This is a genomic window from [Clostridium] innocuum (assembly GCA_012317185.1).
In the GTDB taxonomy this organism is placed as follows: domain Bacteria; phylum Bacillota_I; class Bacilli_A; order Erysipelotrichales; family Erysipelotrichaceae; genus Clostridium_AQ; species Clostridium_AQ innocuum.
In genome coordinates, this window is record CP048838.1 from 1409067 (window position 1) to 1425989 (window position 16923).

Below are 16923 nucleotides of genomic sequence, written 5' to 3' on the forward strand. Positions count from 1 at the left end.
ACTTCTGAAGATATTCATTGTATAATCCTATTCAAAAGGGGCGTGATAGTATGATACAAATGATTGTAATGGATATGGATGGAACACTGCTGACAAGCGATAACAGGATTTCCTCCAGAACCAAGGAGCTGCTGCTGCGTGTGCAGAAGCAGGGGGTACGTCTTGTACTGGCCAGCGGAAGAAGCTATTGCAAGCTTATGGAATATGCCGAAGAGCTGCATATGGATGCCTATGGAGGCTATTTACTGGAGGTCAACGGTTTAATTCTGTATGATCTTGCGAGTGGAAAACGTCATATCCGCAAGCAGATGGGACGCAGTGAAATGGAAGAGCTTTTTACATATTTCCGGCAATGGGATGTTGAAATTATGGCACAGTTTGATGACGGACTGTTTGATTATAATCCGGAAAGTGTCTTAAAGGAAAAAGCGGAATATCGCAAAAAGCACAAGCTTAGTGATGATTACCCGTGGACGGGAGGTGCCTTTGCACTTCTGGCGGATAACAGAAAGGGCTACCCGAAGATTCATTATATCAATACGTGGGAAGAAATTGACCGCAGTATCAACAAGGTGAGTGTTGCCTACCATGAGGATGTCATGGCTGAAGTAAGTGCGCAGGCAAAAAGAGATTTGCAGGATCGTTACTGGCTGGGACTGACAACACCGAAATGGCTGGAGCTGATGCCGCTGGGGATTACAAAGGGAAGTGGTCTGACAGCACTGGCGGAAATGCTGGATATTCCCATGCATGATGTGATGGCATTCGGTGATGGCGAAAATGATATTGAAATGCTGCAGGCGGCAGGTATCGGTATTGCGATGGGGAATGCGATGCCTGAGGTTAAGGCAGCGGCGGATGAGGTTAGTAGCGGCAACAATGAGGATGGAATTGCGGAGGCATTGCAGAAATATTTCACAGTATGAGCATTTTCATGCATGTTTTTGGCAGAATGTGCTATACTGTGGATAGTCGGAGGTACGAGATTATGAAAGTTATAAATAAAGCAGAATTTGAACAAATAACAAAAGAGGGTGTAGTCCTGGTAGATTTCTTTGCGACCTGGTGCGGGCCATGCAAAATGCTGGCTCCGGTACTGGAGGAGCTGGCAGAGGATATGAAGGGCAAAGCGGAAATAGTCAAGGTTGATGTTGATCAGGAAGGTGATCTGGCAATGAAGTTTGGTATCATGTCGGTTCCTACCATGATCGTATTCAAGAACGGAGAAGCAGTAAAGCAGATTTCCGGCTATCAGCCAAAGACACAGCTTGCAAATATACTGAATCAGCTGCTGTAAAAGAATCAGACCACTGTTGAGTATCTGTGATAATGAGCTGAAATAAGAGGTTTTTCATTCCATGGTGCAGATCATGAATGAGAAATCTTTTTTTTGTCTGCAGCAGAGATAGGATATGGAAAGCATGTTCAATTCCAGGGAATGGGGGAGGTATTTCGTCACTTCATACGTTCCTGCACGTTGCACTACCCTTTCTTGAACAGGTCTGTAATAAACTGTTTCATAGGAGCTGTCGGAGATTTCATTGACTTTCCTTTTTTGGAATGATACATTTATAGGAAAAAAGAGGAGGAACGTTATGGGAACAGTAATCAATGCAGCTGCCGTGATTATCGGAGGGATGATCGGTATGCTGGTTAAGGGGGGACTACCGCTTCGTGTACGCGATTTGCTCATGCGCTCACTTGGTCTATGCACATTGTTTATCGGTATCAGCGGAGCGATAAGCGCTATGATGCAAGTGGATGGTACACGCCTGCAGGCGAACGGTACACTACTGCTGATTTGCTCACTGGGGATTGGTGCAGTTGCCGGAGAGCTGTTACGTTTGGAAGATCGCATGGAGGGGCTGGCTCATCGTCTTCAAAGTATGGTAAAAAGCAGGGACGATAAATTTGTGGAAGGATTTGTGAGTAATGCGCTTGTCATCTGTGTCGGAGCGATGGCTGTTGTGGGAGCATTGCAGGATGGACTGACACACGATGCCTCCATGCTGATTACAAAGGCGATTCTCGATGGTATCATATCCATGGTTTTTGCTTCTGCCCTTGGAATTGGCGTAGTTTTTGCGGCCGTTCCGCTTTTTCTGTATCAGGGAGCCATCACCATTCTAGCCGGAACCCTTTCTCCGTTGTTCAGTGATACGCTCATCCGGAATCTCTCACTGGTCGGAAATGCACTGATTTTTGGTGTTGGAATCAATTTGTTTTTCGGTAAACAGATGAAAATAGGTAATCTGCTGCCGGCATTGCTAATACCGGTTGTCTGGGAAGCACTGCAATATCTTGTATCCGGTATGAGATAATCAATCTCTTTGACAGCAGTATGATGCAATACAGAAAGAATCATCCGCTTAATCCTGTCCATGTGCAAAAGCAATGCATATCGTTTTTGATAGCAATACACTATGGTGCCGGCAGGAAAAGGGTGCAGGGATGAGAGATCAATTCGGCTATAAACGTAAATAAAAGAAAAAGAACGCTGAGGGGGTGCGTTCTTTTTCTTTTAGAATTATAAAATTAAATGAAAGGGAGAAAGTATGAATTTCATTTGAGGGGGAAATTATCATACTTGGCAAGAGTTCCTCTTGCTGACTATAGTATACGAAAATGTTATCTGAAAAATATGTCGCAACTATGTGAAATTATGTAGTTGAAATCACGTACTGTTTTGAACATTCCGTTATTTCAAATGCTGCATTTTCTGTTTTGTTCATGATGATATTAAAGTTCGTCTTCTCTGGCTGAATAAGAAAATAGAAACGCACTGCTTGGGGGAACAGTGCGCTTCTATTATTATCAGTTTTAAATGAAAGAGAGAAAGTATGAATTTACTTTTGGGGGAATTATCATACTAGCAAGCATTTCCTACTTGCTGCTTACAGTATACAAAATACTTGTCAATAAATAATGTAGATAATATGGAAAACTATGTTATAATACATCGTTTTCGTTTTACATTATGGGAAGCATACCGCGAAGCTGTGGTATAATGGAAAGGAAGTAAGCTGCCTGTACGGATAGCATGTGAGTGTTCATTTACAACGTTTGAACAGGGCTTATTTCGATTATGAAAGACTGAATGATTCCTCAGACTATATACAGTCTGATATGAAGGGAGAGATATTATGAAATTACCTTATGCAGCAGCTCCATGCAAAGTCTGATGGACGAATCGCTTGCATGGAGCAATGATTACGGACTCGTCCGCTGACTTTGCCTGTATACAATTCATGTAGAAAAGGAGCAAAGTCAAAATGAACAATATGAAACAAACAATAAAAGACCTGCATGTTTTTCTTGTACTCTGGAGTACGCAGGCATGCTCGCAGCTTGGAAGCTCTATGACGAGCTTTGCACTTGTCATATGGAGTCTGCAACAATCCGGAAGTGCTATGGTCAGCGCGATGCTTTCCATCTGTTCGTACACCCCCTATGTGATATTCGGCCTGTTTGCCGGATCCCTGTGTGATCGCTGGGATAAAAAGAAGACAATGCTGATCTGTGATAGTCTGGCTGCTGGCTCAACCCTTGTAATCAGTATCCTGCTGTTACAGGGAACGCTGGAGATATGGCATTTGTATATTCTGAATGCTGTAAACGGATGTATGAATACGCTGCAGCAGCCCTCCAGTGAAGTGGCGATTACTCTGCTGACTCCGAAGAAGCAGTATGCCAGAGCAGGCGCTCTGCGGATGTTTTCCAATTCATTGAACACACTGCTGGTTCCCGTTTTCGCAACCTCTGTTTATGCGTTGTTCGGTATGCAGACAATCCTGCTGATTGATCTGATCAGCTTCAGCGTCGCCTTTACAGCCCTGGCCTTCTTCATACGGCTGCCTGCTGTAGAAGCGGTGTCCGCTATAGAAAAACAATCTCTTCTGAACGGCGTAAAAAGCGGTCTTCACTGGCTGAGAGAAAATCGCGGTGTTCTGGACCTGATCCTGTATCTGGCTGCGATAAATCTGGTAGCCTCCACCCTGGATGCTGCACTGCCTTATATGCTGCTGATGCGCGAGGGTGGCAGTGAAGCTGTGCTGGGGGTAGTGAATACCTGTATGGGACTGGCAAATCTTGCCGGAAGTCTTGTTCTGATGCTGAAGCCGACGAGGCATCAACGTGTGCGATTGATTCACAATGCCCTGCTGATCAGCATGGGAACCGAAAGCTTTTTTCTGGCATTGGGCAGAGAACCCTTTGTATGGTGTCTGGGGGCATTTCTCGGCTGGCTGTTTATCCCGGCAATGAATACGAATATGGATGTGCTGCTGCGTGAACATATACCGCTTGATATGCAGGGAAGAGTGTATGCCGCTAGAAATTCTCTTCAATTCTTCACCATACCGGCAGGATATTTTCTGGGTGGTGCCCTTATAGATTATATCCTTGAGCCCTTCATGGCGGCACAGGGAGCATCCTCCCTGCTTGGACGTGCAATCGGTGTAGGCGAAGGAAGCGGTGCAGCTCTTCTGTTTCTACTGCTGGGATTTGCGGGTATCGCGATTTGCCTGCTGTTTCGAAGAGACTCAAACATCTGGTCTTTGGAAACAATAGATGAACAACATAAGTAAAACAAAAGAAGCTCATGCTTGGGTTCATGAGCTTCTTTTGTATCTTATTATCTTTATATTTGAAAGGGAGAAAGTATGAAGTATTCTTGGGGGAATTTTATCATACCAGCAAGATTACCTCTTGCTTGCTTATAGTATACGAAAAACTTGCAGTTTAAATATGGCGCGATCATGGAAAAATATGTGGAAATCAGAATTGTGGCGCACAAATTGTGTGATAGCTCCCACAATTTTATGGATCGTGGAATAAAAAGGGGAAAAGCTGTACATACGAATACAGTCATTTTGGTATCAGCGGACACAGGTGATGGAAAGGGAAAATGTGGCTTTACAGTCATTCTTGCTGCTGTAAAGAGAAATCTATGATCCTGCATACAACAAAAAAGACGTTTGGGGGAACGTCTTTTTTGTATCATTATTATATAATTTTGAAAGGGAGAAAGTATGAAGTTATTTTTGGGGGAAATATGTCATACTAAGCAAGATTACCACTTGCTTGCCTATAGTATACAAAAAACTTTCCGTTTAAATATGGTGGGATCATGGAAAAATGTGTGGAAACTTGACTTTTTCGTACACAAATTGTGTGATTAGCATTTCTAAGATGTCAAAAAGCACATAATTCATGATATAATACGATGCATAGGAAGGTGATGGATTTGCAGATTACAGGACTTGAGGAGCAGGATGTAGTACAGGCGGCTGCTGTAAAATTTCCAGGTAAATACATAGAGATGGGTGAAAGTGATCTGTATCTGCCGGATATTGAAAAGGGCAGCTTGACGATTGAGGGTATCGATCATCCCGTATTTGCCAGCACGCATTATGCCTATGAAGATAAGCTGGTAAATGGAAACAAGACCCGCTACAAGATACCTCTGACTACGGTGCTTGTAAAGAAGGATAAATATGAAGTAATCTATGACAGCTATGGGAAATATTATGTGGCTTATAAAGAGGAAGAGAAAATTCATTTTGTTCCATATGAGGATTTCTATGAGCTGCTGAAGCCGCTGATTCATATGAATGAAGAAAAAAACGAACAGGCGACATAGTTCGACAAATTGCGAAAATGAAGTGCTGTATAGTATGGGTGGCAGATGAGAAAACTGCTGATACGTAAATGATCCCCGAAAACTATCCCTAATTTACGTATAACATCATTCTATCCCCTATAATTTTGGAAAAGGCTCTGCATTGCATGCGGAGCCTTTTCTATACCGATAAGCATGTCCTGACGAACAGTTCTGTAAAATGTCATAGCACGCAAAAAGCTGTGCGATCCGTTTTTCAAAGGAGCCCAGTCAAAGAGGCGGTGCTGCTTTCGGATAATGAAAAACCGCCGATTTCTATCGACGGTTCCCTTGATTGTATAATTAAATTACAGTTACGTTTGCAGCGTGATCTCCGCGATCGTTTGTATTGATCTCGAAGTTAACCTTTGCTCCCTCTTCCAGTGTGCGGAATCCGGAAGTCTGGATTTCAGAATAGTGTACAAACAGATCCTGACCAGCGTCTGTTGTGATAAATCCGTATCCTTTGTCTGCATTAAACCATTTTACTTTACCTGTACTCATATTAGTACCTCCTTATAATGTAGATAAGAAGCACTCTCATGGCATAAAAAAACACATATGTGAATTGTACAATGAGATAATTACAATTCCTGATATGTGAATATTGAAATCATAGTTATTTGCTTGTTATTACACTTTCAGTATAACACAAGAAATGAGAAAAGCAAGAACTTTCGTAATTATTTGCAATATGGTCGTTACGATTCACCAATCTGTTGTAGATATCAGCTGAGATAAGGGTAAATTATCGAATGGCAGTGAACTCATACATACAAAAGTATCCTCTATGGTATCCTTGATTGATTATTCCTCGAAAGAAGTGCAATGATAGCCTGATGCATCATTTGATCACAATGGAATAAAACGTTCTCATAAGCACTTACTCTGCGGCATTTCTGGTTCGCAGCTGTTTATGATAAACCATACGCAAAACGCTAACAGTATAAGACGACAAAAATGTCTGAAGATTTGAAATGCAGAAAGAAAGTGCTGGTATAATTATGGCGGTTACTGCACTTCATTCGCATGCGTATATTATATATCTGAAAGACGATTCATTATTGACAAAGTTGAGCATAGAGCTTATATAGAGAGAAAGCCAACTGTTCTTTTTGGAATTACTATGTAAAGCGTATGCTTGCTGCAGTGCAGAAGGTTCGGCGGGCAGAAAGGTTCGGCGGGCAGGAATGCTTCACTGTGTAATTGCGATTCGTCATAATGTATATAATGCATCGGTATTTTGTATCAGACCAGGTTTTTTTACATATTCGTTTAGAACGTGAAAACGAATCTTTTGCTTCAGCAATCTTGTGTTCTTTTGCTCCAAAGACGATTTGATTTCTTTTGATATTTATTTGACTTTTCACTGAAAAAAGCATAGACTGAGGGTATTGAGGTATATAAAATGGTAAACTATGAAGAAAAGGTATTTCATCCAAACCTGGGCATCTGTGATGTTACAGGCATCGACAAAAAAGAAAAGCGTATGGTAATTACGGCAGCGGATGGAAGTACCTGTTCCATACCGTTCGAGAGCCTGCCACGAGTGGGTGTACGAAATCTGATGGAAAGTGATGAGGCGGATCTCATCATGAAGAAATTGTTTACTCCCAAACAGGAATCATCCCTTCCAGCCAGTCTTACGCTTATGCAGATTCAGCAGAGTATTGTGGACTACAAGCTGGAACAGCAGGTACAGCTGCTCATTGGTCTGCTGTATTGGAAATACGCGGAAGGTAAAAAAGGTATCCGTTATCAGGAATGTCTTTCCCGTATTGAGGGTGTACTCTGTGAGGAGCTGTCCTTTGTTCTTGACCTTTCTAAGGATCTTCTTGTGGAGCGTCTGGAGGATTGCTACCGCAGCATGGCATAGATTACAGAAAATGGTGCAGTCGCACTATTTTTTTATTTGCTGAATGCCGTAGTTTTATATGGGAAAACTGATAGATGATAAAAATTATAAATTGACGTATGTACCATCGTATGGTAAACTTAGTAAGTTATTACGAGTTTTTAACCTGCAATGATAGAAAGAAGGTAACAATGACAACATTTAATGAATTACAGATCAGCAGCGAGGTAATGAAGGCTGTTGAAGAAATGGGATATGAAAATGCAACCGATATTCAGGCACAATCCATTCCGCTTATTATGGAGGGCAAGGATGTGCTTGGTCGTTCAAATACAGGAACAGGTAAAACTGCTGCATTCGGTATCCCGGCGATTGAGAAAGTATGTCAGGGAACAAGATATCCGAACGCACTGATCATCTGTCCAACAAGAGAGCTGGTCACCCAGGTGGCTACCGAGCTTAGAAAATTTTCAAAGTACAAGGAAGGCGTTAAGATCGTTCCGATTTACGGAGGTCAGCCGATTGACCGTCAGATTCAGCTGTTGAAACGAGGCTGCGGTATCGTTGTCGGTACACCGGGCCGTATCATGGATCATTTGAACCGCCGTACACTGAAGCTGGATAATACCAATATGGTAATTCTGGATGAAGCGGATGAGATGCTGAACATGGGCTTTAAGGAAGATATTGAAGAAATCCTGTCCATGATGCCGGAGGGCAACGAGCATCAGACCATTCTGTTCTCGGCTACATGGCCTGCGGAAATTCTGCGTATCACCAAGGAATTCCAGAATGACCCGGTACGTGTGGAAATTAAGTCTGCACAGCGTACTATTGATACAGTAGAGCAGATTTATTATGATGCACCGCGTGGAAAAAAAGCAAATGCTTTACGTGTGCTGCTGTCTCATTACGATCCGGATTTGTGCATGATTTTCTGTAATACGAAGAAAATGGTAGATGAATTGTGTGATGAGCTGAATAAGCACAACATCAAAGCGATTTCTCTGCATGGGGATATGAAGCAGGAGTTCCGCTCCCGTGTTATGGAGCAGTTCCGTTCCGGAAATTATCCGATTCTGATCGCCACGGATGTCGCAGCCCGCGGAATCGACGTGGATGATATTGATCTGGTTGTGAATTTTGATATTCCACAGGATAATGAATATTACATCCATCGTGTCGGACGTACCGGAAGAGCCGGCAAGAAAGGTCTTGCTATCACTCTGGTAAGCGGTGGAAAGCAGCGTGCGGGAATCCGTGACATCATTCGTTATACGAAAACCAATATTGTCCGTCATGCGCTGCCAACCTGTGCACAGATGATGGAAGCCAACCGCAATGCTTTTGTTGCAAAGGTAAAGGAAGCATGCGATGAGGGCATTACTGAAGAAAGCATGGAGATTGCAAATGAACTGATGGCAGAGGGAATTGCTCTGGAAAACATTATTTCTGCATTGATTTCCATGACCTACAAGAATGAAATCATCGATATTGAAGCGGATGAGGATGTGAAGCGTTATGCATCTGCATTTGATGCTATCACGTTGAAATTCAATGTCGGAAGAAACAATGGTGTACAGCCGGGTAATATCGTTGCGGCAATCATTGAGGAATCCGGACTGAATGGAAAAGCCATCGGGCGTATTGATGTACGCAAGGATTTCACCCTGGTGGATGTGGAAGCCAGCAAGGTGGATGCAGTATTGAGCAATATGCAGCGCAGTCATATCCGCGGTGTGGAAGTCATGGTGGAAATCGACAGTGCGCCGAAGCGCAAAAACAGCAGCCGTTCCAATGGAAGAGGAACCGGAGGCGGTTATAATAAAGGCGGACGCAGCAGAAGCTATGATAACAGTGCTTCTTCTTCACAGCGTCGTCCAAGCAGACGAGCATCCGGAAGTCATGACAAGAGTGTTCGTAAGAGCAGAAAAGAGAAATAAGAAAGAAGCATCCCAAGCTCAAGGGATGCTTTTCCTTTATGTTTTAAGGTTATTGCTTGCTATCGGCAATGCTATCATTTTATTCTTTATAGGTAATCGTACGGTGCGGATAGGGGAATTCAATGCCTTCCTGATCAAAGCGTTTTTTAATTGCGATGCGCAGATCAGACAGCATGGCAAAGCCTTCTGAATTATCACGCGAGTATACGGTGGCACGCAGGGTCAGGGAAGAATCGTTGAAGGAGGTAAGACGAACGATAACCGGCTCCACATGGTTTCGCATATCCTCCTCTGTGCGGGGATCCACATAAGCGGGATGCCGTATGATTTCTTCCTTCATGATATTCATCGCCTTATCCAAATCACTTTCATAAGCGATGTCCAGTGATAGAAAATTACCTTTTGTGTGATTGGTCAGACTTACATTTTCCAGAACGGCTTTGTTCATGGTGCTGTTAGGAATGATAACCTTTGTGTTTTCGTAGGTTCTTATCACCGTATCTCGAAGGGAGATATCCACCACGTAGCCTTCATATTCTCCGTTATTGACCTTTACCAGATCGCCGATTTTAAACGGCTTGAAGGTGGTAATCAACAATCCGTTTACAAAGTTGCCCATGGATTCCTGGGCCGCAAGACCTAATACCACTGCGATGATACCTGCACTTCCCCAGATTTTACCAAGGACACTTTCAAAAGGAGTCAGCAGAGATAAACAGCCGTATATGGCTATGGTGTACAGAGTGATTTTAACAATGCGCATAACAAACTTCGCATTTACAATTTCCTTTTTACGGATCCAGCGGTTGATTGCCCGTTTGCACAGCCAGGCACATAACAGAAATATCAGCATAATGACAAGGGATTGCAGGAAGCCGTATTTGAATAGGGAACCCTTCCCCCATTGATCTATATCCTTTACTATGTCAAACATGACAACACGTCCTTTCTGTGTGATATACAGGAATATTATACATGGAAATATGCGAAATATATATAAGAAATAAGTGGAATTGTGTGATTATATTGATATAATAATTATTTCATATATAATAATTTCTAGATAAGAAGGTGTCGAACGTGAACGTAAAAAGTAAGGTGCTAAAAATCAGAAATTTGCCCACAGACGGCAGAAAAATCGACCAGATCAACGCAAAGCCGTATCTGGTCATTGCCGTATTCCTTTTCATCGGGATTGCATTGCTGTTTACCCGTGTCTATCTCATAGGAATCGTAATAACCTTTCTGTTTCTGTATTGCCTGCTGTTTGTCAAAGATGTTGTACTGATAGAGTTTTATGAAACCTATGCGGTCTTTTATCTCAATAACGGCAAGGAGGAATGCTTTCTGCTGTTCTGGCAGGATGTAGCAAAATGGTCGATTACCTCCAGTCGCAATGATTTGGATGTGTTGAACATCGAATTGAAAAATCATCAGTGCATCTCGCTGAAATGCGTATCACGCAAAAAGGTGGAAAAATACTTTCTGCAGTATGCCACTCCCATAAGGGAATCCGAAATCACCAAGCAGCATGCTCTTTGAGCGGTTGCTTTTCTTTTCGCTTTCTCGTATAATGTTTTGTATTGTGATTGCTGAAACAGGAGAAACAGACAGCTATCAGCAGTTCAAGCAGCAAAGCCCGTATGCAGCGGGTTACATGGAGGTAATTATGAAAACATATCAACAATATAAGGAACAGCTATCTGCACAGCTGAAGGGGCATCATCTACGGCTGTTTGCCATACTGCTTGTTTCCAGCCTTATGATATCCCTGTGTAAGGATTCTCTAATTTATATCATGGATGCCAAATCGCTGGTGTATTCCATCTTGAGTTTTCTTCTGTCCCTGTTTTTTTCACTGATCAACTATGTGATTCTGTTTCTGTTTATTCAAAGGGTTCGAAATGAATCCTTTAGTGTGAAGGATGTGCAATACGGCGCTTCACGCTTCATATATCTGATTCTGTCTGGTCTTATTGTCAGTGTGATACAGCTGCTGGTCAGTACCGTGGCAACGTTTCTGATCATGGTTCCACCATTGTACTATGTGGGAATGAGTGTGCTGAATGTCTTCTTTATCCTGTGGAACGCACTGATCGCCTATGGCGTATATGATGGTGTTACCCGGATCAAGGCACTCGTGATGGGGAGCTTTCAGTTGCTTTGGGAACAGATTCGTGTGATTCTTCGCGGCTCTCTTGTGTATATGATCTGGTTTGTTGTGGCTCAGATTGGTATTCTGCTTGTAGTGACGTCCTTTTTGGGGAATGATATCAGTAACAATCTGATGGAGGTATTCAGTGCTGCTGCCGATAATACACAGGCGCTGATCAGTATTATCGGTATTTATGCGCTGTATTATGTGGTGCAGTTTTATTTGCTGGTTCCATTATATCTGTTGAGTGCAAATGTGTATGAGGATGGAAAGGACCATTGGATCAATATAAAATAAGGAGGTACCAATCCTTCTGCAATATCGGCAGGAGGATTTTTTGTATTCCTGATTCAATATGATCAATATGCTGCTGATCAATATGATTTGTTATAAAGCGTTGACAAAAAATAGTTAATAGGTTATTATAAAATTATAAATGGAAGCGCTGACATTATGGGGGGGAGGTGATTCTGTGAAAAGAAAGAAATTTATGCTTGTAGCATTGTTCTCTTTTGGATTCGCTTTATCAGCTATTTCAATAAATGCTGCATCATATGACTATGGCGTAAGTTGCAATGATAAAACTACAAGTGGGTATACATATGCTACTAATGATTCATGCAATATTAAATCAGTATCTCGTTATACAAAGGATGGAGCAAGTATTATTACACTAGCTGCTGATTATGGCTATAGAGATGCTAATACTGGTTATGCAACAACTAGACGCTCTTTACCGAGTGGAGGTCGTTACTTTACACGTATTGATGGTACTCATAAAGTAGGAAATAATACTTATTATAGTTCAGATGTTCGATAACTCTATTTTATTATGCGAATAATTCCTCCTAGGTACCTAGGAGGAATTATTCTAATAATCGAAAGAATAATTTTAAAGGGGGACTCTTATGAAAAAAAATTTCACTAAAGTAATCGCGATGTTTATAATGTTTTCCTTGTTAAGCGGCTGTAGCGGCAAGCAGACACAGAAAGTTGATGAGAAAGCTCTGCATTATGAAGCTGATTATGCTACACTGAAAAATTCTATGGCATCTTCCTCTTTCATGGCAGATATTAAAGGTGGGGCATTATTGTTCCCTGTTTATGAAAATTCTGAAGGAACACATAAATATACAGTTTTTTATGATGGCAAGAACACAAATATAATGGATTCAAACCCTGAATCCGGCTGTGATTTTGACAATGTAGATAGCTGTAGTAGCATTTCTGATGAAACGCGTTCAAATTATACTGTATATGGGGATAAGCTTTATTATGTAGTAGAGGCTTTTAATAAAAAAGATCAATTAACAGAGACTATTATAAGAAGTAATTTTGATGGAACCGAGGAAGAACAGCTTCTTTCTGTCACAAAAAGTGATGATGGTGAGGATGTTTCCTTTGCCTTTACAATACATAAGAATATTTTATATTATGCAGACAGCAACAAGGTACATGCTTATGACCTGTCTGATAACGAGGATGAAATATGCTTTGAATTAGAACCTGATACAAATATTGTAAATATGTTTTTTGAAGATGATAGTGTATATATAACTACAGAAATCTATAAGGATAAACAAGAAGTCATAAAGAATGCTATATTGAAAGGATCACTTACAGATTACAGTATGAAGCTCTGGCAGAAGGAGAAAAATGTTTATTATGCAAACAGCCAGTTTTTAATTGAAGTAGGTAATGGGGAAAAAGAAGGTGTCTTTTACTATGATGTTGCATCAAATAAGAAAAAGAAATTATTGGATACCTATTCTTTTAGTGCCTTTGTAAATGATGACTATATCGTATTATGCGATATTGACATGAAAAATCTTTATCTGTTTAACAGAAAAGGTGAATTGCTTGATAAGACAGCTTTAGAACATATGGAAGGATTGCCACAGGGAATCATCCATCACTCATTTTATTTTGCAAATGGAAATAAATTTTATAGGTATCCGATCAAAGAAGATAAATTCCAAAAGTATGTACAAATTGAATTAACATAAGGGGGTGCCTCATGTTATCGTTAAATGTTCAAAAGGTGACGAAGAATTATGGGAAAACGGTAGCCGTACGTGATATGAGCTTTGTGCTGCAACCGGGGGTTTATGGTATTATTGGACCGAATGGCGCAGGGAAAAGTACGCTATTACAAATGATTACAACGAATTTAACGCAATATGAAGGTACAATTTCTTATTGTGGAGATGAAATAAAAAAGATGGGCTCTACCTATCGCAATATTCTTGGCTATATGCCGCAAATAACAACGGGATACGGCGATTTTACTGCGAAGCAGTTTTTGTATTATATGGCAGCACTAAAAGGAATAAAGAAAGAGGAAGCGGAACAAAAGATAAAGGCATTAAGCAGTATACTTAACCTTGATACTTATCTGAACCGGAAAATTAAGGCCTACTCCGGAGGGATGAAGCAACGGTTATTTTTCCTGCAGGCGTTATTAAATGATCCAAAGGTACTGGTCCTCGATGAACCGACGGCAGGCTTGGATCCATTGGAGAGAATACGGTTGCGTAATTATATTTCTACGATTGCAAAAGATAAGATAGTTTTAATAGCAACGCATGTTATGCAGGATATTGAGACGATTGCAAAAGAAATTTTATTCATAAAGGAAGGGAATCTGTTATTCGAAGGTAGTATAACGGAGTTGATTGAACGCTTAAAGGGTAGGGTACAGGAAACATTGATTGCTGAAGATGTATGGGAGGAATTTCAGAGAACACATAAAATTACAAGGTCATTGCGTTTGGATACTGTATTTCATGTACGCTATATAGTTGATGAAGTCGGTGAAAGCTCTGTTCTCCCCTCACTTGAAGATGCTTATCTGTATTATATGGGATAATTTATATGCAGCTTATACGATATGAGATAAGGAAGCTTACATCAAAGCGCAATCTGATCGTTGCCATCCTTCTTCTTCTTTTTGCGACATTCACCTTTCTGTATATGGAACAATTACAGAGCAATGATGTAATGGCGAAATATAAAGATGTTTATTTCAGCATAAATAAACAATTAAATGGCAAAAATCTGCAGGATAAAAAAGCATGGATAGAAAAAAAGCATACATTCTTCACACAAGTGAAGCAATATGAAGAGCAGCTTCATTTAACGGAGGCCTTTCAGGATGATACGGAAGCACAGAAGGCTGATGCAGATTTTCTATCAGAATATCAAAAATTACTGCAAACGGATATCTATACGGATTTGAATGCTCATTTACAGATATACCAGTATCTCCATACCTATTACAATCGTATAACAGAGTATCAAACATATCTGGATGGTATTCTGAAGAAAACGGATTTTCTCAAAAATAATCCCATGCATATTACGATATCGGATGAAAAGCTACAACAGTTGGAATTCACAAAAAGTACCTACGAAAGGCTTCGTAATACAAGCTTCAGTGACGAAGGCTTCCTTGTTTTTGAACGTTATGTGACAAGCTCTGTCTCTATCATGATTTGTTTTGCCTGGTTATTTATAGCGATTATCGTATTACAGAGCGATGAAAGTGCAGATATGACATCCTTGATAACAACTACGAAATATGGAAGGGTCGCATCACGCTTTTCTAAATGCATTGTTATCTTCATTACAGGTATTTTGCTTACGATCCTAATTGAAGGGGGATATCTGCTTCTCCTGCAGGGATTGTATGGCGGCAGAAATTGGGAAGCATCCATTCAAAGCATACCTTCTCTGTATACAAGCGCATTTCAAGGAAATGTAGGTATGTGGTATGGTATAACATTTGCCATAAAAATCATTACAGGATTCACTTTAGCTATGATATTTGCATGTTTGTATCAATGCTTTCAGAAATTCTCTATTCTTTTAATGAGTGCATTGCTGGCCCTCTCTTATCTGCTTTTCCAGACTATTTCAGTCAACTCTATACTGCGTATCTTTCATTACCTCAATTTATATGAAATCAGTAATACACATACGTTTTATCAGGATTATATAGTATTTACATTTTGTTCTATTACAATATCATTAGCTGAACTCCTATGTATATGTATCATCATATGTATGTTACTTTTTACAGCGTTATTCCTGTTTTTACATAAAAAGGTCAGGGTCCCCAAATGGAATGCTCATTCGATTGCGTTTGTACAGCATACCAGTCTGTTGATACATGAAATTCAAAAAATCATTGTTAATAATAAATTCTTTATCATATGTGTCCTGCTGTGTGTTTATCAGGGGAATTATAGTTATACAATTGCCAGTCAGCGACAGGACTCTGTCATTGAGGATAAGGTGATAGAACTATATAAAGAATATGGCGGTGTACTGAATCCTGTTAAGAAGCGTAAAATTGAAAAACAATATAAGCTGTATGAGGAGCAGGAAACAGAACTGGAAAAGCTAGCTGCAGAGAAAGATAGGGGAATGGCGGCATCGGAAGCAAATTACCAGGCTTTATTAAAAAAGAGTATGGATCAAATAAAAGACAAAGCGGCGTTCAAGATTTTTTATAAGGATTATCAGGATGGTGAGGTACTCGTTTATAAAAAGGGATATCAGGCTATTTTTGCTATGAATACACAAGAGCGGGATATTCAAATGAGTATTCTGCTGATTGCCTCCCTTATATTTGCTTTACATGGAATCTATACATTTGATCAGCAGAAAAAGGAGTATATACTGTATGAGACTACAAAAAAAGGCAGAAGGTCGAGGAATAGAGCTAAATTCATAGTTGTACTAATGGTGTCGGTATTCATGTATTTATTTTACAATCTTAGTGACGCACTTGCATTTCATCAACTATATCCGATGTTTCAATGGGATGCCCCATTACAAGCTGTAGTACCTGATGATTGGAGTATTGCATCTTCATTACCGCTTGAAATTTCATGTTTGCAGTATGCTTGTTTGCTGTATTTCATCCGGTGCTCGGGTGTAGTGCTCAGTGGCTGTATCGTAGCCCTAATATCTAAAAAGTGTGAAAATCCTCTTGTTAGCTGCTTTTTGAGTTTATTTATATTATTGTTTCCAATGATTCTTTATTATAACGGTGCTGATTTTATCTTGTATGTCACTGTCTTTGACTTGGTTCAGGGAAATCTCTTTCTATATCATAATTTCAATTTCATTAAGTATTTGGTGATTATACTATTTCTAGCGGGCTCATCTGTGAGGCGATTTTCATTGATACATTCAAAAAGGAAGCTTTAATATCGAGCAATATTCATCCATATGGATTTCCTGCACAGGCTTGTTTTGTGAAAGGTACATAAAATGCAATAAAAAATTCTTCCTGCAATATCGG

General features: G+C 40.4%; 15 protein-coding genes. 13 read left to right on the top strand and 2 right to left on the bottom strand.

Annotated features, from left to right (window positions below; translation table 11 throughout):
• Positions 1 to 50: 50 nt before the first annotated feature.
• From G4D54_06830 to G4D54_06850, 5 genes are all read left to right on the top strand, one after another.
• Positions 51 to 926: a Cof-type HAD-IIB family hydrolase gene (locus tag G4D54_06830; protein QJA02158.1), complete on the top strand. Its 876-nt coding sequence runs from the start codon at positions 51 to 53 to the stop codon at positions 924 to 926.
• A gap of 62 nt (positions 927 to 988) precedes the next feature.
• Positions 989 to 1297, top strand: coding sequence for a thioredoxin (gene trxA / locus G4D54_06835; GenBank protein ID QJA02159.1), 309 nt, complete (start codon positions 989 to 991; stop codon positions 1295 to 1297).
• A gap of 298 nt (positions 1298 to 1595) precedes the next feature.
• Positions 1596 to 2321 carry a DUF554 domain-containing protein gene (locus tag G4D54_06840; protein QJA02160.1) on the top strand — a complete coding sequence of 242 codons (726 nt, stop codon included), beginning with the start codon at positions 1596 to 1598 and terminating at the stop codon, positions 2319 to 2321.
• Positions 2322 to 3272: 951 nt separating this feature from the next.
• Complete coding sequence (locus G4D54_06845; GenBank protein ID QJA02161.1) at positions 3273 to 4586, top strand: MFS transporter; 1314 nt, start codon at positions 3273 to 3275, stop codon at positions 4584 to 4586.
• 653 nt (positions 4587 to 5239) lie between these two features.
• Entirely contained in the window at positions 5240 to 5641 is a 402-nt protein-coding gene (locus G4D54_06850; GenBank protein ID QJA05165.1) for a hypothetical protein, read from the top strand.
• Between the two features lie 321 nt (positions 5642 to 5962).
• Here G4D54_06850 and G4D54_06855 read toward each other — a convergent pair whose 3' ends face one another.
• Positions 5963 to 6163: a cold-shock protein gene (locus G4D54_06855; protein ID QJA02162.1), complete on the bottom strand. Its 201-nt coding sequence runs from the start codon at positions 6161 to 6163 to the stop codon at positions 5963 to 5965.
• Positions 6164 to 7067: 904 nt separating this feature from the next.
• Here G4D54_06855 and G4D54_06860 point away from each other — a divergent pair.
• Together G4D54_06860 and G4D54_06865 are read left to right on the top strand one after the other, a co-directional pair.
• Positions 7068 to 7535: a hypothetical protein gene (locus tag G4D54_06860; GenBank protein ID QJA02163.1), complete on the top strand. Its 468-nt coding sequence runs from the start codon at positions 7068 to 7070 to the stop codon at positions 7533 to 7535.
• Between the two features lie 170 nt (positions 7536 to 7705).
• On the top strand, positions 7706 to 9457 hold the full coding sequence (locus tag G4D54_06865) for a DEAD/DEAH box helicase (protein ID QJA02164.1): 1752 nt from the start codon (positions 7706 to 7708) through the stop codon (positions 9455 to 9457).
• Between the two features lie 79 nt (positions 9458 to 9536).
• Here G4D54_06865 and G4D54_06870 read toward each other — a convergent pair whose 3' ends face one another.
• The gene (locus tag G4D54_06870; protein QJA02165.1) at positions 9537 to 10391 is read right to left on the bottom strand and encodes a mechanosensitive ion channel family protein; all 855 of its coding nucleotides are present in this window, start codon (positions 10389 to 10391) and stop codon (positions 9537 to 9539) included.
• Positions 10392 to 10537: 146 nt separating this feature from the next.
• Here G4D54_06870 and G4D54_06875 point away from each other — a divergent pair, with 146 nt between their 5' ends.
• From G4D54_06875 to G4D54_06900, 6 genes are all read left to right on the top strand, one after another.
• Complete coding sequence (locus G4D54_06875; GenBank protein QJA02166.1) at positions 10538 to 10999, top strand: hypothetical protein; 462 nt, start codon at positions 10538 to 10540, stop codon at positions 10997 to 10999.
• Between the two features lie 127 nt (positions 11000 to 11126).
• Positions 11127 to 11909, top strand: coding sequence for a hypothetical protein (locus G4D54_06880; GenBank protein QJA02167.1), 783 nt, complete (start codon positions 11127 to 11129; stop codon positions 11907 to 11909).
• 175 nt (positions 11910 to 12084) lie between these two features.
• On the top strand, positions 12085 to 12432 hold the full coding sequence (locus tag G4D54_06885; GenBank protein QJA02168.1) for a hypothetical protein: 348 nt from the start codon (positions 12085 to 12087) through the stop codon (positions 12430 to 12432).
• Between the two features lie 88 nt (positions 12433 to 12520).
• Complete coding sequence (locus G4D54_06890) at positions 12521 to 13618, top strand: hypothetical protein (protein ID QJA02169.1); 1098 nt, start codon at positions 12521 to 12523, stop codon at positions 13616 to 13618.
• A gap of 11 nt (positions 13619 to 13629) precedes the next feature.
• Positions 13630 to 14481, top strand: coding sequence for an ATP-binding cassette domain-containing protein (locus tag G4D54_06895; protein QJA02170.1), 852 nt, complete (start codon positions 13630 to 13632; stop codon positions 14479 to 14481).
• Positions 14482 to 14486: 5 nt separating this feature from the next.
• Positions 14487 to 16829, top strand: coding sequence for a hypothetical protein (locus tag G4D54_06900; protein QJA02171.1), 2343 nt, complete (start codon positions 14487 to 14489; stop codon positions 16827 to 16829).
• Positions 16830 to 16923: the final 94 nt, after the last annotated feature.